The organism is Streptomyces sp. cmx-18-6, from assembly GCF_046548915.1.
GTDB lineage: Bacteria > Actinomycetota > Actinomycetes > Streptomycetales > Streptomycetaceae > Streptomyces.
The window spans coordinates 275,779-293,204 of the sequence record NZ_JAEBEP010000010.1 but is presented as its reverse complement, the minus strand read 5'-3'; the positions used below and the strand labels follow the sequence as shown (position 1 = coordinate 293,204).

Annotated in this window: 17 protein-coding genes; 7 read left to right on the top strand and 10 right to left on the bottom strand. The window is 72.2% G+C overall.

Annotated elements, in window-relative coordinates; all coding sequences use genetic code 11:
* Nucleotides 1-98 precede the first annotated feature (98 nt).
* Nucleotides 99-464: a hypothetical protein gene (locus ACLJPL_RS24100; RefSeq protein WP_411082995.1), complete on the top strand. Its 366-nt coding sequence runs from the start codon at nt 99-101 to the stop codon at nt 462-464.
* A gap of 186 nt (nt 465-650) precedes the next feature.
* Here the strand turns inward: ACLJPL_RS24100 and ACLJPL_RS24095 are convergent, their stop codons facing one another.
* From ACLJPL_RS24095 to ACLJPL_RS24080, 4 genes are all read right to left on the bottom strand, one after another.
* On the bottom strand, nt 651-1,325 hold the full coding sequence (locus ACLJPL_RS24095) for a ScbR family autoregulator-binding transcription factor (protein WP_411082994.1): 675 nt from the start codon (nt 1,323-1,325) through the stop codon (nt 651-653).
* Nucleotides 1,326-1,493: 168 nt separating this feature from the next.
* The gene (locus ACLJPL_RS24090; protein WP_411082993.1) at nt 1,494-2,411 is read right to left on the bottom strand and encodes an NAD(P)H-binding protein; all 918 of its coding nucleotides are present in this window, start codon (nt 2,409-2,411) and stop codon (nt 1,494-1,496) included.
* Nucleotides 2,412-2,627: 216 nt separating this feature from the next.
* A complete protein-coding gene (locus ACLJPL_RS24085) occupies nt 2,628-3,497 on the bottom strand; it encodes a ScbA/BarX family gamma-butyrolactone biosynthesis protein (protein WP_411082992.1) in 870 nt (289 codons plus the stop codon).
* Nucleotides 3,498-3,944: 447 nt separating this feature from the next.
* Nucleotides 3,945-4,556 (bottom strand): LysE/ArgO family amino acid transporter, encoded by a 612-nt coding sequence (locus ACLJPL_RS24080; protein ID WP_411082991.1) that lies wholly within the window; start codon nt 4,554-4,556, stop codon nt 3,945-3,947.
* 67 nt (nt 4,557-4,623) lie between these two features.
* Here ACLJPL_RS24080 and ACLJPL_RS24075 point away from each other — a divergent pair, with 67 nt between their 5' ends.
* The 4 genes from ACLJPL_RS24075 to ACLJPL_RS24060 all read left to right on the top strand — a co-directional run bounded on the left by ACLJPL_RS24075 (nt 4,624) and on the right by ACLJPL_RS24060 (nt 8,866).
* Nucleotides 4,624-5,544, top strand: a complete 921-nt coding sequence (locus tag ACLJPL_RS24075) for a LysR family transcriptional regulator ArgP (RefSeq protein ID WP_411082990.1) — start codon at nt 4,624-4,626, stop codon at nt 5,542-5,544.
* A gap of 320 nt (nt 5,545-5,864) precedes the next feature.
* The gene (locus ACLJPL_RS24070; protein ID WP_411082989.1) at nt 5,865-6,539 is read left to right on the top strand and encodes a response regulator transcription factor; all 675 of its coding nucleotides are present in this window, start codon (nt 5,865-5,867) and stop codon (nt 6,537-6,539) included.
* Nucleotides 6,539-7,930, top strand: coding sequence for a sensor histidine kinase (locus ACLJPL_RS24065; RefSeq protein WP_411082988.1), 1,392 nt, complete (start codon nt 6,539-6,541; stop codon nt 7,928-7,930). The genes ACLJPL_RS24070 and ACLJPL_RS24065 overlap by 1 nt, the downstream gene beginning before the upstream one ends.
* Nucleotides 7,931-8,005: 75 nt before the next feature.
* Nucleotides 8,006-8,866 carry an endo alpha-1,4 polygalactosaminidase gene (locus ACLJPL_RS24060; protein WP_411082987.1) on the top strand — a complete coding sequence of 287 codons (861 nt, stop codon included), beginning with the start codon at nt 8,006-8,008 and terminating at the stop codon, nt 8,864-8,866.
* A gap of 31 nt (nt 8,867-8,897) precedes the next feature.
* Here ACLJPL_RS24060 and ACLJPL_RS24055 read toward each other — a convergent pair whose 3' ends face one another.
* Together ACLJPL_RS24055 and ACLJPL_RS24050 are read right to left on the bottom strand one after the other, a co-directional pair.
* A complete protein-coding gene (locus tag ACLJPL_RS24055) occupies nt 8,898-9,692 on the bottom strand; it encodes a VOC family protein (RefSeq protein WP_411082986.1) in 795 nt (264 codons plus the stop codon).
* A 356-nt stretch (nt 9,693-10,048) separates the two neighbouring features.
* Nucleotides 10,049-10,618, bottom strand: a complete 570-nt coding sequence (locus ACLJPL_RS24050) for a TetR/AcrR family transcriptional regulator (RefSeq protein ID WP_411082985.1) — start codon at nt 10,616-10,618, stop codon at nt 10,049-10,051.
* 37 nt (nt 10,619-10,655) lie between these two features.
* On the opposite strand from ACLJPL_RS24050, the gene ACLJPL_RS24045 reads away from it, so the two are divergent.
* Nucleotides 10,656-11,573 (top strand): SDR family oxidoreductase, encoded by a 918-nt coding sequence (locus ACLJPL_RS24045; RefSeq protein ID WP_411082984.1) that lies wholly within the window; start codon nt 10,656-10,658, stop codon nt 11,571-11,573.
* Here the strand turns inward: ACLJPL_RS24045 and ACLJPL_RS24040 are convergent.
* Nucleotides 11,568-12,503, bottom strand: a complete 936-nt coding sequence (locus tag ACLJPL_RS24040; protein WP_411082983.1) for a hypothetical protein — start codon at nt 12,501-12,503, stop codon at nt 11,568-11,570. The two genes, ACLJPL_RS24045 and ACLJPL_RS24040, sit on opposite strands and share 6 nt — an antisense overlap.
* Before the next feature lie 131 nt (nt 12,504-12,634).
* Nucleotides 12,635-13,318, bottom strand: a complete 684-nt coding sequence (locus ACLJPL_RS24035) for a lysophospholipid acyltransferase family protein (protein WP_411082982.1) — start codon at nt 13,316-13,318, stop codon at nt 12,635-12,637.
* Between the two features lie 352 nt (nt 13,319-13,670).
* On the opposite strand from ACLJPL_RS24035, the gene ACLJPL_RS24030 reads away from it, so the two are divergent.
* Entirely contained in the window at nt 13,671-14,636 is a 966-nt protein-coding gene (locus tag ACLJPL_RS24030) for an aminoglycoside phosphotransferase family protein (RefSeq protein WP_411082981.1), read from the top strand.
* Between the two features lie 69 nt (nt 14,637-14,705).
* Here the strand turns inward: ACLJPL_RS24030 and ACLJPL_RS24025 are convergent, their stop codons facing one another.
* Complete coding sequence (locus ACLJPL_RS24025) at nt 14,706-16,307, bottom strand: glycoside hydrolase family 13 protein (protein WP_411082980.1); 1,602 nt, start codon at nt 16,305-16,307, stop codon at nt 14,706-14,708.
* A gap of 153 nt (nt 16,308-16,460) precedes the next feature.
* Entirely contained in the window at nt 16,461-17,414 is a 954-nt protein-coding gene (locus tag ACLJPL_RS24020) for a carbohydrate ABC transporter permease (protein WP_411082979.1), read from the bottom strand.
* Nucleotides 17,415-17,426 lie beyond the last annotated feature (12 nt).

The window sequence follows — 17,426 nt, the reverse complement described above, 5'->3', positions numbered from 1 at the left end:
GCCGGGGGGCCTCGACATCTCTGAGGCCCCGGGGAGCGGGGGAGGAAGACGCGGATGCTCGAAACGGCGAGCGAGGTGCTCTGCGAGGGGCGGGAGTGGTGAGCCGGGCCGTCGCGTGGAGTGAGGCGGCGCTGGTGGCCGTCGCCTGCTGGGTGGTCAGCGGGCTGGGGTGCGGCGTGCTCGTCGCACTCGACAGGCAGCACTTCTCTGTCGCCCCGCTCGTCGGCACGGGGCTCGTCCAGTGGTTCTGGGCCCGCCACCGCTCCTGGCCGGCAGGGGTGGCGGCGGGCCTCGTGGGGGCCGTCGTCCTGTTCGTGCTCATCGACGCCCTGCGCCCGGAACTGGGCCGGCACGTCGGGGACATGCTGGCCACGGGGGCCGCGGCGACGGTCTCCCTGGCCGTCTTCGCGCTGGTCGGGCGGATAGGGGGACGAGGGGGACGCCGTCTTGACACGGCGCGCTGACTCGGCCTGGGGCGGTCTTTCCGGTCCGCCGCCCGGGCCGGGCACGCTCCGGCGGCGTACCGTCCGGCGCTGCGGGTGGTTCGGCGCTGCGGGTGGGGGGCGTTCGCGAGCCGGGGGCCCGGGGCGGATCTCCCCGGGTCGGGCCGGGGCGGATCTCCAGGTGAGGCCGGTGCGGATCTGCCCAGGTCAGGCCGGTGCGGTCGACGCCGGCCCGCGGGCCTCGTGCCGGGTGGGGGGCGTCGCCGCCGACGCGGTCCCGGACGGGTCGAGGTGGGCCAATGCCTCGGCGGTGGCGAGCCGGGGCAGCATCAACCGCCAGAAGCCGGTGACCGTGGGCCTGGAGAGCCATTCCGCGTCGTACCGTCCCAGTACCTCGAACCCGGTCGTCGCCGCCACGGTCGTGGTCGTGGCGTCCTGGCGGGAGACTCCGTCGGCGAGGGCCCCGTCGGCGGCTGCCTCGTCCAGCAGTTCCCGGACACAGTGCCGCCACTGGGTGCGCAGGCTCGGTTCGTCGGCGCTCTCCCCTTCATGGCTGAGCCGGAATCCGGCCCGGGTCACCGGATCCTGGCAGAGCAGGTCCGCGAGCGCGTGCGACGTGTCGACCAGTGCCTGAAGAGCCGTGTTCGCCTTCCGGCGGATGCTGCCGGACAGGTCCAGCAGACCGTGTGACGCCTCCGCGACCACGGCTTCCGCGACCGCCGCCTTGTTCTCGAAGTGGAAGTGCAGCGCGCCCGTGCTGACCCCCGCACCGGCGCTGATCAGCGCCAGGCGCGCCTGGCCGTATCCGTGTCGCTCGAACACGGTCGCCGCGGAGTGGATCAGGGCCTTGCGCGTGCGCGTGGCACGTTCCTGTTTGGTCACCGGAGCCTCCGCTCGGGGGAAGGACTGTCGGCAGGGAGGCACGGACAGGGAGCCGCTGAGGCCGGGGACTCCCTGTCGGAGCGAATAAGCGGCGTCATGGGAAATATCAAACCAACGTACCGGTTTGATTTCCAGGGGAACATACGAACAGGGTGCGGGAACGATGGATCATTCGGTCCTTGAAGTCGGGGATCCTTCGGTCCCTGAAGTCGGGGATCCTTCGGTCCTTGAAGTCGGCCCGGACGGGCCGAACGCCTCGGCGTGGTCTGCCGCCCAGGTACGGAACGTCCTGGCCCGGCGGCCCGTCAGCTCCTCGACGGCGGGCGTCACGGCCGCCTTCGCGCCCGCCCGCCGGCGCTCCGCACTCTCCAGGAACGCCTCGGCCACGGGCCGGGGGTACTTGGCGAGCAGGGACTCGCGCGCCTGGTCCGGGCTCAGTTCCTCGAAGCGCAACGGCCGCCCCAGCAGTTGGGAGAGCTGAGCCGTCTGCTCCCGCGCGGTGATCGCTTCCGGCCCCGACACCGCGTACGCCCTTCCTTCGTGGCCCGTCCCGGTGAGGGCGGCGACAGCCACGGCCGCGACGTCCCGCGGATCGACGCACGCCACGGGCGCGTCCCCGTACAGGGCTCGCACCACGGCGTCCGACCGGATGCCGGAGGCCCAGGACAGCGTGTTGGACATGAACGTCCGGGGGCGTACGAAGGTCCAGGGCACTCCCGATTCCCGGACGGCTCGCTCGTTGCCCCGTTGCAGCCGGGTGATGAAGTCGTCCGCGTCCGGCTCCTCCACCGCCATCATCGACAGCTTCACGATGTGGCGGACCCCGGCGGCTCCGGCCGCCGCGGCGACCCTCTCGTCGTCGGGCTCCGTGGGGCTGTTCGTCACCAGGAACACCGAGTCGATCCCCCGCAGCGCCCGGTCGAGCGCGGAGCGGTCCCCGTACTCCCCCGCGACGACCTCGACTTCGGGCCCCCGCACCGTCACCCGGTCCGGACGCCGCGCCAGGATCCGCACCGGCCCGGCCCCCGCCAGCAGGCCGGCGACCTCGCGGCCCACCGCCCCCGTCGCACCCGTTACGAGAATCACCCGACGCACCTCTCATACACCGACATCACCCTGCACGGCACCGACGACAAAACAGTTCACGGCCTGGAGCTCCCGGGCTCCGGCCTCCCGGGACTCCGAGGCTCCGGCCTTCCCCGGGCTCCGGCCTTCCCAGGGCTCCAGGGCTGCGGCACTCCCGAGCCCCACGTCAGCCCGAGTCAGCCCGATGCAGCCCGAGCCAGTCCCCTTCAGCCCGAGTCAGCCTGTGGCGAGAGGCCCGGACAACACGGTGGCGAAGACCGGGTTGTCGTCCTGATCGCCCGTCACTCGTATCCTCGCCTCGCCCGGCGCGGCGCCCGGCAGGATCTCCGCGCCGATCCAGCACGGGCTGCCGAACTCCGCGTACCGGTGGAACCGGGTGCGCCCTTCGGCGGGGACGAACCCGCCCTCGCCGGCGGCCAGGCACGCGGCCTGCCGTGCCGCCTCGAGGAGCAGCATCCCCGGCACATGATCGTTGGGCCGCTGGAAGAGCGTCGGGTGACGGGTGTCGACCCGCAGCTCCCACACTCCCTCGCGTGAACTCTCCGACAGCACCACGTCCTCGGCGCGGTCGCGGCCCGCCCGGGCGGCGGGAACGGGCGCTGTACGCGGTATCGCCACGCCCGGCACCGCGCATCCGCCGCGCATCCGGCGGTAGACCTGCGGGCTGGTGAACCTCGTCGCCCCCATCCCCGTCGCGACCAGTCTCCCCGCGCGGCGCACCACCCAGTCCACACGGCCCTGCACCGGCAGCCCGCCGCGCCACTTGAGCTCGGAGCAGGACACCTCCACGTCGATCACGGTGGGCAGGCCCCCCACGACCAGGTGGTCGGAGTGGCACACGTAGTCCAGATCAGCCATCAGGAAGTGGTAGCCGAGCGGAACTCCGTATCCGGCGTGGAAGGCCAGCATCGCCGCCTGGCGCATCGCCTCCGTGACCAGGAGCGGGTCGTGGCGGTCCGCTCCGACCGGGGCGAAGAACGGGTGGTCGTGCGGGAGCACCGTCTCCACGGCGAACCGGTCGGGGCCCAGGCGTGTCCAGTGACGCGGGAACGCGTCCTCCGCCCTGGTCCGGTGCACCAGTTCCATTGCCACCGGATACGCCATTTCAGCCTCCGAACCCGTGGCCGACGCCGATACGGGGTCGGACAACACTGCTGCTTCGGGCATAACTCCCCCCAAGGGGTCAAGTGATGGCGAGCCGTCATGCGGTGCACACGCGCTGATAAGATACAGACTAAGCGGTTTTTTTTCTATCCCGACGTCTTCGCTCACCGATGCCGGGCCGACCCCTTCGTCCGGTGGAAGCGCAGGCCCCACCGCCTCCTCGCCAAGCCAAACAGAACGGCGAACTGCCCCTGCGCGTCAACCCCGTGGGGGCCCGGACGGGCAAGAGACCTCCCGTCGAGTCATCGCGTCGTCGAGTGCCGAGTCATTGAGTTGCGGAGCCATTGAGTTGCGGAGTCACTGAGTTACTGAGTCACTGAGTCACTGAGTCACTGAGTCGAGTAAAGCCCCGGCGATCCGCGGTGCAGGTCAGGCCGCGAGGAGTAGCCGGGCTCCGAGGCCGATCATCATCGCGGCGACGAGACCGTCGAGGACGCGCCATGAGGACGGGCGGGCGAGGAGTCCGCTGAGAAGGCGGGCCCCGAAGCCGAGTGCGGCGAACCAGCACACGCTGGCGAGGATCGCGCCCAGCCCGAAGGTCCAGCGCAGCGGTCCGCGATCGGCCGCGATGGAGCCGAGCAGGAACACGGTGTCGAGATACACGTGGGGGTTGAGCCAGGTCATCGCGAGGCACGCGAGCACGACGCCTCGCCTCGCCCCCGCGGGGGCGTCCTGCGGGTGCAGGGCGGAGGGGCGGAAGACCCGGCGCGCGGCGAGGACGCCGTAGGCGATCAGGAACACTCCGCCCAGCAGGGAGACCACGGTCAGAGCGGACGGCCAGGCCACGACGACGGCCCCGACTCCGGCGACGCCGAGCGCGATGAGCACCGCGTCGGACAGTGCGCAGATGGCCACCACCGGCAGGACGGCGTCACGGCGGACGCCCTGGCGCAGGACCAAGGCGTTCTGGGCGCCGATGGCGACGATGAGGGACAGGCCGGTGCCGAATCCGGCGGCCGCGGTGGTCAGGGCGTTGGTCATGGAGTCGACGCTAGGGAGCCTTCGGTATTCCTGTACAGCTAATGATTCTTACGTATCATTAGCGCTTGTGATGTCAGAACTCCCCCTCGACCAGGTGCGGACCCTGCTGGCCGTGGTCGACGAAGGCACCTTCGACGCGGCGGCGAACGCTCTGCATGTGACGCCTTCGGCGGTCAGCCAGCGGGTGAAGTCGCTGGAACAGCGCACGGGCCGCGTGCTGTTGATGCGGACGAAGCCCGTGCGGCCCACCGAGTCCGGTGAGGTCGTGGTGCGCTTCGCCCGCCAGTTGGCCCGGCTGGAGCGTGACGCGCGTACGGCGCTGGGACTGACCGGTCCCAGCGAGCCGACCCGCCTGTCGATCGCGGTGAACTCCGATTCCCTGGCGACCTGGTTCATGGCGGCCCTGCGTCGCGTACCGGAGGAGCTGGGGCTCTGTTACGAGCTGCGCCGCGAGGACCAGGACCATACGGCCGCTCTGCTCCGTGAGGGGCTGGTGATGGCGGCGGTGACCTCGTCGCCGGAAGCGGTGACCGGGTGTTCGGTGCGGAGCCTGGGCCGGATGCGCTATCTGCCGGTGGCGAGCGCCGCCTTTGCCGGGCGCCGGCTCGGGCGGGGGACGGACACTCCGTTGCGCGATCTGATCGCGGACGCCCCGGTGGTGGGCTTCGACCGGCGCGACGATCTCCAGGACGCCTTCGTCCGCTCGCTCGGCTGTGGGCCGCGCGCCAGTGCCCGGCGCCACTTCGTGCCGACGTCGGAGGGGTTCGTGGAAGCCGTGGTGGCGGGGATGGGCTGGGGCATGGTGCCCACCGTCCAGGCGAACCCCCTGCTGCGCACCGGCCGGCTGGTGGTCCTCGCGCCGGACCGCACGGTCGATGTGCCGCTGTACTGGCAGCAGTGGAAGCTGGACTCGCCGGCCCTCGCGACCGTGGCCGAGGCGGTGGTGGCCGAGGCCGCCGACACCCTCGACGGCGGGCGGCCGGGCTGACTGGCGGGGGCGGGCGCGGGTCCCGCTGACCTGCGGGCAGGTTCGGGCGACCCGCGGGGCGGGAGAGTTCGGAGGGCCAGCCCGCGGCAGAGAATGGGCGGGCCGAGGCAGGTGGGCGGGGACACTCTAGGATGGCGGGTCTCTCCCCCGGCCCCAGGTCGTACCGCGGTCCAGGTCGTACGGCGGTCCCGGTCGTACGGCGGTTCAAGTCGTGCGGGCGCGATGGTCCGCCGTTTTCGGGGAACGGTCCCAGTCCCCTACCTCATCCCCCGCCCCTTCTCTCCATCCTTCCTTCTCCCGAAAGACTCGGAGGCTCCTCCTTGCGCGTGCTGCTGGTGGAGGACGACGACGACCTGCGGGCGGTCGTCGCCTCGGGACTGCGCGAGGCGGGCTTCGCCGTCGACGGTGCGTACGACTGGCCGGAGGCGGACGTCATGCTGCACGTCAACGCGTACGACTGCGTGGTCCTGGACCGGATGCTGCCCTCCGGGGACTCCCTCGTGCCGCTGGAGAACAGGCGGCGGGCCGGCTGGGCCGTGCCCGTGCTGTGCCTGACCGCGCTGGACGCGCTCGACGACCGGTTGCGCGGGCTGGAGAGCGGGGCGGACGACTACCTGGCGAAGCCGTTCGCGATGCGTGAGCTCGTACTGCGGGTACGGAGCCTGACGCGGCGGGCCTCCGAGCGGCTGCCGGCGTTCCTGGGCTGCGCGGACGTGGTGATGGACCTGGCGCGGCGCGAGGTGCGGCGGGGCGGGGTGCTGCTGTCGTTGAGCCCGAAGGAGTACGCCGTGCTCCAGCAGCTGTTGGTCCACCGGGACAGCGTCGTCACCCGTACCGCTCTGCTGGAGCACTGCTGGGACGAGATGGCCGACCCGGTCTCCAATGTGGTGGACGCCGTCGTCGCGGGCGTACGGCGCAAGCTCGGGGCCCCGGGCCTGGTGCGCACCGTGCGCGGACAGGGGTTCTTGCTGGGCGAGGGGCCGGGGAGCTGCTGATGGTCCGGCCCGTACGGCGGCGGCGCGGCTCCCCGGCGAGGGCGCGGCTGCGCCGGCTCCAACTGAGGCTGACCGCCGCCTACACGCTGATCACCGTCATCGGGTTGAGCTGCCTGTCCTGGCTGGTGATCCGTACCGACGACCAGTCCCGGCGGGCCGCCGAGTTCGACGAGATGCGACGCCGTGCGGCCGTCGCCGCCTCGCTCGTCTACTACGAGGACGACCGGATCCGTCTCGACGGCCTCGATGACGACGAGGCGACCGCGGGCACGCCCCAGATCCTGGTGCTGGAGGGCCGGCCCGGCGGCGGAACGGCCACGGTGTTCCGGGGCCGTGTCCAGCGGTTCGACGTGCCGGCCGGGGCTGTGGCACGGGCGGCGCGCTCGGCGATGCGCGCGGAGGAAACGGTGCGGGCCCAGGCGCGCGACCGTGCGGGAGAACCCGTTCACCTGCTGGCCGTGCCCTTCTACCACGACGCCACGGACGAGGTGGCGGGCGCGGCGGTCGCGGTCGGGGATCCGGGTCATGGGGCCGCCGAGCACCGGAGTCTGGTCGTCTCCCTGGTCGCCGGATGCGCCGCCCTGGCCGCTCTCGCGGCGTTCACCGGGCATGTGCTGTCCGGGCGGAGCATGCGGCCGGCCTGGCAGGCGCTGGAGCAGCAGGAGCGGTTGCTGGCCGACACGGCGCACGAGCTGCGGACACCGGTGGCGGTGATGCGGGGCGCGGTGGAGATGGCCGAGAACGGTGCGGGCGGCCCGGACGCCCAGGTGCCGCGGATCCGGCGTGCGGCGGACCGGATGGCCGATGTGGTGGAGAACCTGCTGACGCGGGGGCGGTTGGAGGCCGGGGTGGACGCCCTCCGGCTGGAGCCGCTGCGCCTGGACCAGCTGGTGGAGGAGGCGTGCGCCGAGCTGCCGGGGGCCGGGGGCGGGTGGACGCTGCGGTTGGAGGAGTCGGTGGTCGAGGCCGACGCGGCGCTGGTGCGGGTGGCCGTGCGCAACCTGCTCGACAACGCCGTACGCCATGGTCGTGCGCCCGGAGAGCCGGAGGGGGCCGGTCCGCCGGGGACGGTGCGGGGGCCGGAGAGGGCCGGTCCGCTGGTGACCGTGCGGGGGCCGGAGGTCTCGGTCGCCGATCGCGGTCCGGGGGTGGAGCCGGGGCGGCTGCCGGAACTGATGGAGCGGTTCCGTTCGCCGGGCGGGGGCACGGGCATCGGCCTCTCGCTGGTGCACCGGGTAGCGGTCGCGCACGGGGGTGGCCTGTCGGTGCACGCCCGGCCCGGCGGTGGTGCGGTGTTCGTGCTGCGGCTCGCCCCGGGGCGGAGGCGGCGGGGGTACGCGCGAAGGAGCGCGGGCACAGATGCGGCCGGAGGCTCGGACCCGGCCCGGTGACGCTCACGATTCGCTCATGATCGGTTGTCCATGATGCGGGGGCAGGTACGCAGACCACGCACAGGAGCCCCATCCATGTCCAAGCACGCCGTCGCCCCCTTCCTCCGCCGCCGACGCACCCTCGCGGCCCTCGTCGGCGGGGTCGCCGCGACGGCCGGCGCGGGGCTCCTGCTGTCCAGCGCCTTCGCCACGGGGACCCAGGCCGAGCCCGCCCGCAAGGTCGTCCTCCCCAAGGCCGACGCTGCCTTCGACTACCAGATCGGCGGGGCCTACACCCCGCCCGCCGGGGTCAAGGCGGTATCGCGCGACCGGAGCGACAAGCCGGTGCGCGGTCTCTACAACGTCTGTTACGTCAACGCCTTCCAGACCCAGCCCGACGCACTGGACCAGTGGCAGAAGAAGAACCCGGACCTGCTGCTGCGCGACGGCAAGGGGCGTCCGGTCAACGACGAAGCCTGGGGCGAGGCACTGCTCGACACCTCCACCGCTGCCAAGCGCACCCGCCTGGCGAAGATCGTCGGCGGTTGGATCGACGGCTGTGCGAAGGCCGGGTTCCAGGCGGTGGAGCCGGACAACCTGGATTCGTACGAGCGCTCCGGGGGCCGGCTCACCCGGGCGCACAACGCCGCGTTCGCCAAGCTGCTGGCCACCCGGGCGCATGCGGCGGGGCTGGCGATCGGCCAGAAGAACACCACTGACCTGCTGGGGAAGCGCAAGGCGATCGGCTTCGACTTCGCGGTCGCGGAGGAGTGCGGCCGCTACGACGAGTGCGCCGACTACGCCGCCGCGTACGGCAACAGGGTCTTCGTCATCGAGTACACCGCCCGCGACTTCGCCAGGGCCTGCTCCGCCGTGGGCGCGAAGCTCTCCGTGGTCCACCGGGATCTGGACGTAAGGCCCTCGGGACGCCCGGGGTACGTGTTCCGCACCTGCTGAAACCCCCTCCCCTTCCCCGCCGCCCTGTCGATCAGGCGGGTTTCCGGCGGGCGCTGATCGTGAAGAGCGCGCCGTCCGGGTCGCTGATCACCGACTGGGGGCCGTCGTCCGGGGAGACCAGCGGCAGGGAGGCCGTTCCGCCGGCCTCGCGCGCGGCCTCGGTGGCGGCTGTCAGGTCCTCGACCGGGAAGCGGACGTGCCACCGGGGGCGCAGCCGGGGGTCGGGCGACGCGGCTTCGCCCCCGCCGCGCAGGGTGGCGAGGGTGTTGCCGCCCTGCCGTACGACCACGGTGTCCTCCTCGTACACATAGCCCACCTCGCAGCCGCCGGGCTCGACGGGGTCCCAGCCGAAGACCTCGGCGTAGAAGATGGCGGCGTCGAATGCATGGCTCGTCCGCAGCTCCAGGGAGGCGGGGGCGCTGCCGCGGCCGATCGACCAGGGCGGGGTCCGGCCTTCCCAGAATCCGAACCCGGCCCCGTCACGGTCCGCGGCCACCGCTCCCCTGCCGGGGCCGAGACGGATCGGGCCGACGGCGATCGTGCCGCCGCGTTCCCGTACGCGGGCGGCGGTGTCGTCCACTCCGGCGACGGCGAAGTACGGGGTCCAGGCAGCGGCGGTGGGGAGGCCCGGCCCGATCTGCCCGATCCCGGCGACGGGCAGGCCGTCGAGGTGCGCGACGGAGAAGCCGGGGCCGAGGGTGCCGGAGCGGAAGGTCCAGCCGAGAAGAGTGGAGTAGAAGTCCTGTGCGGCCGGCAGGTCCCGGGTCATGAGACTGACCCAGCACGGAACGCCGTGCGCCGGGGTGCTCTGCTCTGCCGCCGTCATGGGGATCCGTCTCTCCTCGCCCCGGGTCCCAGGCCGCCGTCCGCCGGCGCCGGTCCGGCGTGTGGGCCCTGTGGTCATCGGCCGCTGCCGGCCCGCGCGCGCCGAGGTGACGCGTCCACCCCGGAACAGCACGCCTTCCATACCTACGCCGCCGGAGTCGACGCCGCCACCCGGGAGCGGCCCCGGAAGCGGTCGGGCGCGGTCACCGCGGGCCGGTCACGCAGGGGTGCGCCGGGGGGGCCACGGCCCAGGTGCCGCGCAAGTCCCACACGCCGCGCGAATCTCATGCGCCGTGCGAGCCTCACACCACACAAATCTCACACGCCGCGCAAGCCCCAAGCGCCGCGCGAGCAGCGTCACACCGTGGGCTGCTCGCTCACCGCTCGGCGGAGGGTTCGGCGTACCAGTTCGTCGACGCCGTGCCGTGGCACCAGTCCATCGGCGGCGGCTCGCAGGCCCGTGTAGACGGTGCTCCAGATCATCAGCTCGATCCACCTGGCGGGAACAACAGAGTCGAGTGCCCCTTCCCGCCGGCCTCGTTCGATCTCGGCGAGGATCAGCTCGTCGACCTCTCGTGCGATACCGGCGTCGGCCTCGGAGGGCGTGCCATCGGTGGCGGTGAACAAGAAGCTCATCCGGTCGCCCTCGTGCACCATCGCGGTGATGATCCGCTGGATCACGTCGAGCGCCGAGTCCGTGGCGGGACCGGCCTGCTCGATCGCCGCTCGCAGCGTCGTCCATGAGTCGGTGATGAGCGCGGCGTGCAGGACCTGCCGGTCGGAGAAGTACCGGTGGATCGTTGCTCTCCCCACGCCGGCTGCGGTGGCGATGTCGCCGAGGCCGACAGTGGGATCGCGCGACCACTGTGCTGCTGCGGCGTCGAGAATCGCCCGGCGGGTCCGCGCACGTTGAGGGGAGAGCTCCATTGCGCCATGATACGCCGACGCATTAGAGTGAGAAATTATGTCTCACTCAAAGAAAATCTCTCCCATTCTTGTCACCGGGGCCACTGGGGCGATCGGCCGCCTGGTCGTCGCGGGGCTGCTCGACGCCGGCCGCACCGTGCGCGGAATGTCGCGAAACCCGCGACGCGCCTCACTCCCGGACGGTGCGGACGTGCTCTTCGGCGACCTGGACGACCCGTCCACGCTGGGACCCGCCTTCGACGGTGTCGCACAACTCGTCCTGATCGCGGCCCCGGAGACCGCCGAGGCGGTCGTCTCCCGCGCACAGGGGGCAGGCGTCGAGCACGTGGTCGTGGTCTCCTCCGCCGCCGTGACGGCCGGCTACGACACCACGTACAACACCGTCGTCGAGCAGGCTGTCATGAACTCCGGCCTGAGCTGGAGCATCGTGCGTCCCGGAGAGTTCGCGACGAACTCACTCCTCATATGGGGACCAGCGATCAAGGCCGATCGCCGAGCTGTGGAGCCCTTTCCCGACCAGATCGGGCATCCCATCCATGAGGCCGACGTCGCCGACGTCATCCTCGCCGACCTGCTCGACCCGCGTCGCCTCGGCCGGATCGACACGGTCATAGGACCGGACAGTCTCACCAAACGCGAACAGGTCGCGCTGATCGCGGAAGCGATCGGGGAACAGATCACGCTCGATGAGGTCTCCGCCGAACAGGCCCGCGACTTCTACCGGGCCCAAGGCGGCTTCGCGGCCGCCAACGCAGACTTCCTGTTCGGCTTCGAAAGCTACGACGGCGTCGAAGGCGTCGCAGACGAACCCCACGACACGAGCGCCCCGGACGACGACGCCTACCTCACACTCGAGCGGATAACGGGAACGCCCGCTCGCACCTTCCGTCAGTGGGCGCACGATCACGCCCCCGACTTCAGGCGAACGGTGCGCACCCAGGGGCGGCGGTCATGAGAGGAGAGCGGTGATCAGCCGCCCCGGGATCAGGTACAGGGTGACGGCCGCGCTGCTCAGAAAGACGGGCAGGCCGACGAGAATGCAGAGAGGAAGCCAGACGGGCGCCCAGGAGCCCACCGCCTTGCCTTTGCCGTCCGCTTTCGGCAGATACCAGACGGACCGGATCGGCACGGGCCTCGCGGTTCCGCCACCCGCATGCCGCGTGTACTCGTGCCGTCGGCCGGAGGAGTCGGTGACCGCGTAGACGTGTCTATGAGCCCCGAGCGGACCGGCCGATCGAACCAATGTCGCCCGTGTCCGATGGCCGCGGCGTATCAGCACCCACAGGTCGACCGCGGCGCCGGCGACGACAAGCCCCCCGAGAAAGGCCGCTGCGCCCGTGTTACCGGCCACGATGAAGGCAGCCCAGGCCCCTGGCCAGTCGCCTGCGGCTACCAGGGCGGCCGCGTAGCCGACGAGCAGCGCGAGCAGCCCGGCCGCCCATCGAAAGGACAGGCCGCCGGCTCGGTGGGGAGTCGGGCCGCCGGCCTCTTCGCCCGACGTGAGATGTCCGCCGGGCACAGGGGGCGAACCCTCGCTGAGCCGTACGGCGTCGGCCGCACACACGGCGATAGGGCGCTTCGCACCGTCGCCGGGGGCCCACGTGACCTCGGTGGTCGCCGACCCGTGACGCGAGTCGAAGAAACAGGGCGGAAGCCGCTGGGGCAGTGGCTCGCCGGCGACGCGGGCCTCCAGGTCCACCATTGCGCTCATGCCTTGCTGGAGCAGCTGGGGAACGGTTTCCATCCGGTTCCGGCGGTGCAGGGCGCGGGAGGCGGCGTCGTACGCGTCGAGGGCGCGCTCATAGTCGTCCAACGCCTTCGGCGGTGTTCCGGGACGGCCCGGAGCGAAGCTGTGCTCGGCCAACATCTCGCCGAAGGCGGTCACTTCCGCCTCCAGTTCCCGCTCCCGCTCTTTTCGCCCCGCCCTACCCATCCCTGTCCCCCCGCCATGCGATGCCCCTTGGAGCCTAGGTGATTTAAGTGGCCGAGGAGCCGGTGTGGCACATGGATCTATGGTCACCCCGCGTACGCGACCACTCGATGGGGGCCGGAACCCGCTCCCGTACAGAACCAGGCCGCCGTGCGCCAGGCGGTGGTGACGGCCTCGTGGGCGGTGTTGGTCGCGGCCTCGACGCCCGGGGGCAGGTGGACCGGCGCACCCAGGTGGACGTGGAGCCGGGGGCGGCGGGCCGGGGCGGTGAGGAGCCCGGAGAGCTGCTTGGCGCCCGAGCCGGAGGTCACCCGGCGGGCGCCGGCCTGGCCGAGGGGCACCACGGGTGCGCCCGTTGTGTGGGCCAGGCGGGCGACGCCGCTGCGGAAGCTCTCGGGCGGCGCCTCGGCGGCATCCGTACGGCGGGGCAGCCGGCCTTCTCCGTAGATCAGGACATGGCGGCCCGCCTCGATGGCGGCGGCCGCCGTGTCGAGGGCGTCGGCCGCCCGGTGGGAACCACGGTGTACGGGCACATGGCCGCCGCTTTCCAGGAGGCGTCCGAGGACCGGGATGCGCCACAGTCCGGCGGCGGCCAGGACGACGGGTTGGACGCCGAGGCACAGCAGCCCGGCGAGGACGACGCCGGGGTCGGCGAGGGACGTGTGGTTGGCGACGATGATGCTGCCGGGCGTCGGCGCGGTGCGGTGGTCGGAGGTGACCGTCAGACGGCCGAGACAAGGGACGACAGCGGCTGCGACGGTGCTGAGCACGGTTCTCCTGCGGTTCGGTTGATGAGGGGCGACCGGTGTGGTCCGGGTTGCCGAGTGCGCCCTCGCGGTCGCCTTCATCGTCGCGGCGGCCACGAGAGGGGACCTGAGTTCGGGTACTCATCCGGGGTGCGCTGCGGTGCTCGGCTCTGGCCGGTGCCGTGTTGCGCGGCGTGGCGTCTCTTTGCCTTGCTGTGCCTTGCCTTGCCTTGCCTTGCGGTGCTTGAGGTTTCCGGACCCGGCTCCGAGCTGTCGTCGACGGAAAAGGGGCAGCGTGTCCGGTCCCCCTCCCGGCAGAATCGCGATCTCTGCCCTGTGCTCCCTGCCGTGGGGGCCTTCCGAGGAGTTGCCCGGCATGAGCCCCTCCACCTCCCCCGTCCCTTCCGTCCCTTCCGTCCCTTCCGGCGGATTCGACGTTCCCGGCGCGCTGGTCGCGTCGTACGGCGCACCCGGCACCGCCCGGAGCCGGGCGTGGCTGGCGGCGCTGCCCCGGCTGGCCGGGGATTTCCTGGACCGCTGGTCGCTGCGGCGGGACGGCCCCGTCGCCCACGGCATGGCCGCCCTCGTGCTGCCGGTGGTCCGCGCGGACGGTACGCCGGCGGTGCTCAGGCTCCAGCCGCCCGGTGAGGAGAATTCCGGGGTGGTCGACGGTCTCCGCGTCTGGGACGGCAACGGTGTGGTCAGGTTGCTCGCGGCAGACCCGGTCGGCGGAGTGCAGTTGCTGGAGCGGCTGGAAGCGGACCGCCCGCTGTCGTCCGTGGCGGACGACGCGGCGGTGACGGAGGTTCTGGCGGGGCTCATGGCGCGTCTTTCGGCGGTGCCCGCGCCGCCGGGGATGCGGCGGCTGGCCGATGTCGCCGCCGCGATGGTCGGGCAGACGCCGGGAGCTCTGCCACTGTTGCGGGATCCGGCGGAACAGGCGCTGGTGCGTACGTGTGCGTCCGCCGTGGCCGAACTGGCCGGCGAGGCGGGCGACCGGCTGCTCCACTGGGACCTGCACGACGGCAACGTGCTGGCCGGTGAGCGTGAGCCGTGGCTCGCCATCGATCCCGAGCCGTTGGCCGGCGACCCCGGGTTCGAGCTGCTGCCCGCCCTGGACATCCGCTGGGAGCGGGTGGTGGCGGGCGGTGTCGACCGTACGGTGCTGTACCGGTTCGACCTGCTCACCGAGGCCCTCGGTCTGGACCGGCGACGGGCCACGGGCTGGACGCTCGGACGGGTGCTCCAGAACGCGCTGTGGGACATCGAGGACGGCCGGACCGCCCTGGAACCCTCCCAGGTCGCCATCGCCACGACCCTGCTGAGGCGCCGGCACTCCTGAACGCCCCCGGCCCCGGACGCCGTTGCCGGAGTCCGGAGCCGGGGCCGGGGGCGCGGCGTCGCCCCGGTGTCAGACCGCCAGCCACACCGCCGTGTCCCGGGGCAGCCGGCCCTCCTCGTCCAGGGGGCCGCTGGTGAGGAGTACGCCGGTGTGGGCGGGGAGCCGTACGGGTTCCTCGGCCAGGTTGACCGCGCAGATGAAGGCGGTGCCGCGCGCGAACAGGAGGAGGTCCCGCTCCTCGCTCAGCCAGCGCAGCTCTCCCGTGCGCAGCTCGGGCAGGGTGCGCCGCTGCCGCAGGGCCTCGCGGTAGAGGGTCAGCATGGAGGCGGGGTCGGTGGCCTGGAGGTCGGCGGCGTGGGACGCCCAGTCCTCGGGGAGCGGCAGCCAGGGCTCCACCATCGAGCCGAAGCCCGCGTACGGTTCGTCGGCCGCCCAGGGCAGCGGGGTGCGGCAGCCGTCGCGGCCGGGGGCCCGGCCCTGGGAGCGGAAGTACATCGGGTCCTGGATGCGGTCCAGCGGTACGTCGGCCTCCGGCAGGCCCAGCTCCTCGCCCTGGTAGAGGTAGACGGAGCCGGGGAGGGCGAGGGAGAGCAGGGCGGCGGCGCGGGCGCGGCGGACGCCGAGTTCCGGGTCGCTGGGGACGCCGAACGCCTTGCTGGTGAAGGCGAAGCTGGTGTCCTCACGGCCGTAGCGGGTGACGGTCCGGGTGATGTCGTGGTTGCAGAGGACCCAGGTGGCGGGGGCGCCGACCGGGGCGTGTTCGGCGAGGGTCTCGTCGATGGACCGGCGCAGCCGCTCGCCGTCCCAGGGGCAGCTGAGGAAGCTGAAGTTGAAGGCGGTGTGCAGCTCGTCGGGGCGCAGGTAGCGGGCGAAGCGCTCGGAGTCGGGGAGCCAGACCTCGCCGACGAAGATGCCGTCGAACTCGTCGGCGATGGCCCGCCAGCCCCGGTAGACGTCGTGGAGCTCGTCGCGGTCGACGTACGGGTGCGGTCCGGGGTGTCCGGCGAGGTCCGGGAGGGCGGGGTCCTTGGCGACGAGGGCGGCGGAGTCGATGCGCACCCCGGCGACGCCCCGCTCGAACCAGAAGCGCAGGACGTCCTCGTGCTCCTGGCGTACGGCGGGGTGGGCCCAGTTGAGGTCGGGCTGTTCGGTGGCGAAGAGGTGCAGGTACCACTCACCGTCCTCGACCCGGGTCCAGGGCACTCCCCCGAACTCGCTCTCCCAGTCGTTGGGGGGCAGTTCGCCGTGTTCGCCGCGTCCGGGGCGGAAGTGGAAGAGTTCGCGTTCCGGGGAGCCGGGGGCCGCCGCGAGCGCCGCCTTGAACCAGACGTGCTGGTCGGAGACGTGGTTGGGGACGATGTCGATGATGGTGCGGATGCCTGCCTCGCGGGCTTCCGCGATGAGTTTCTCGGCCTCCGCGAGGGTGCCGAAGGCCGGGTCGATGACCCGGTAGTCCGCGACGTCGTAGCCGCCGTCCGCCATCGGGGAGAGGTACCAGGGGGTGAACCAGAGGGCGTCGAGGCCGAGTTCGGCCAGGTAGGGCAGCCGGGACCGCACGCCCGTCAGATCGCCGGTGCCGTCGCCGTCGCCGTCCGCGAAGCTGCGGACGTAGACCTGGTAAATGACGGCCGAGCGCCACCAGTCTTCGGCGGCGAGCTGGCTGCCTTCCATAAGGCGGGTTCCTTTCGGACGGGCGCGGTCGCCGGCGGGTGCGCCGGTCCGCGCGACAAGGAGGAGCTGGAGGTTCTGACGCCGCCGCCCCGGAGCGGGGCGGGAAGCCGGGGGCGGCGGCGGGTCCTGGGAGCCTTCGGTGCTGCCGGTCGGTCAGCCCTTGGTGCTGCCCGCGCTGATTCCGGCGATGATGTGCCGCTGGAAGACCAGGAACATCAGGACCATCGGGATGCTCGCGATGACCATGGCGCCGATGAGGACGGTCAGGGGCACGTTCTGGGAGAGCTGGACCAGGGCGACGCTGATGGGCTGTTTCTCGGTGTCGGAGAAGACCATCAGGGGCCAGAGGAAGTCCTGCCAGACGGCGACGAGCGCGAAGATCGAGACGACGCCGAGCACGGGCCGGGACAGGGGCAGCACGATGGACCAGAGCGTACGGAGTCTGCCCGCGCCGTCGATCTCGGCGGCCTCCAGGACGTCGCGCGGGATCTGGTCGAAGAACCGTTTGAGCAGGTAGAGGTTGAAGGCGTTCGCGACGGCCGGCAGCCAGATGGCCAGCGGGTCGTTCAGCAGGTTGACGTGGATCAGCGGCATGTCCGCGATGGTCAGGTACTTCGGTACGACGAGGGCCTGGACCGGGACCATCAGGGTGGCGAGGATGCCGCCGAGGATCACGTTGCCGAAGGCGGGCTTGAGCTTGGACAGGGCGTAGGCGGCGGCCGTGCAGAAGACGATCTGGAGCACCCAGGCGCCGGTCGCCTGGACCACCGTGTTCCACAGGTGGGTCGGCAGCCGCATCAGGTCCCAGGCGTCGGTGTAGCCGGTCGCCCGCCACTGTTCGGGGACCAGGGTGGGCGGGGTGCGCACCACTTCCTCGGGCGGTTTCATCGCGCCCGTGACCATCCAGTAGACGGGGAAGAGGAACGCGAAGGCGAAGAGGACGACGACGAGGGCGAACACCGACCAGTACGTGACCTTGCCGCGCCGTCCGGCGAGCGCGAGCGGGGAGACGATGGTGCGTACGGACCGCTCGGCGGGGCCGTCCGCCGGCCGCTCGGCGAGGGCGGCGGGCGGCTGCTGTACCGGGGGCGGAGCTGTCTGGGTCATGAGTGGCGGCCG

Coding starts and splice junctions, on each gene's coding strand:
- ACLJPL_RS24085 (WP_411082992.1), bottom strand. CDS start 3,497: ATGGAACTGGTGCACCGGACCAGGGCGGAGGACGCGTTCCCGCGTCAC.
- ACLJPL_RS24080 (WP_411082991.1), bottom strand. CDS start 4,556: ATGACCAACGCCCTGACCACCGCGGCCGCCGGATTCGGCACCGGCCTG.
- ACLJPL_RS24065 (WP_411082988.1), top strand. CDS start 6,539: ATGGTCCGGCCCGTACGGCGGCGGCGCGGCTCCCCGGCGAGGGCGCGG.
- ACLJPL_RS24060 (WP_411082987.1), top strand. CDS start 8,006: ATGTCCAAGCACGCCGTCGCCCCCTTCCTCCGCCGCCGACGCACCCTC.
- ACLJPL_RS24055 (WP_411082986.1), bottom strand. CDS start 9,692: ATGACGGCGGCAGAGCAGAGCACCCCGGCGCACGGCGTTCCGTGCTGG.
- ACLJPL_RS24050 (WP_411082985.1), bottom strand. CDS start 10,618: ATGGAGCTCTCCCCTCAACGTGCGCGGACCCGCCGGGCGATTCTCGAC.
- ACLJPL_RS24045 (WP_411082984.1), top strand. CDS start 10,656: ATGTCTCACTCAAAGAAAATCTCTCCCATTCTTGTCACCGGGGCCACT.
- ACLJPL_RS24030 (WP_411082981.1), top strand. CDS start 13,671: ATGAGCCCCTCCACCTCCCCCGTCCCTTCCGTCCCTTCCGTCCCTTCC.
- ACLJPL_RS24025 (WP_411082980.1), bottom strand. CDS start 16,307: ATGGAAGGCAGCCAGCTCGCCGCCGAAGACTGGTGGCGCTCGGCCGTC.
- ACLJPL_RS24020 (WP_411082979.1), bottom strand. CDS start 17,414: ATGACCCAGACAGCTCCGCCCCCGGTACAGCAGCCGCCCGCCGCCCTC.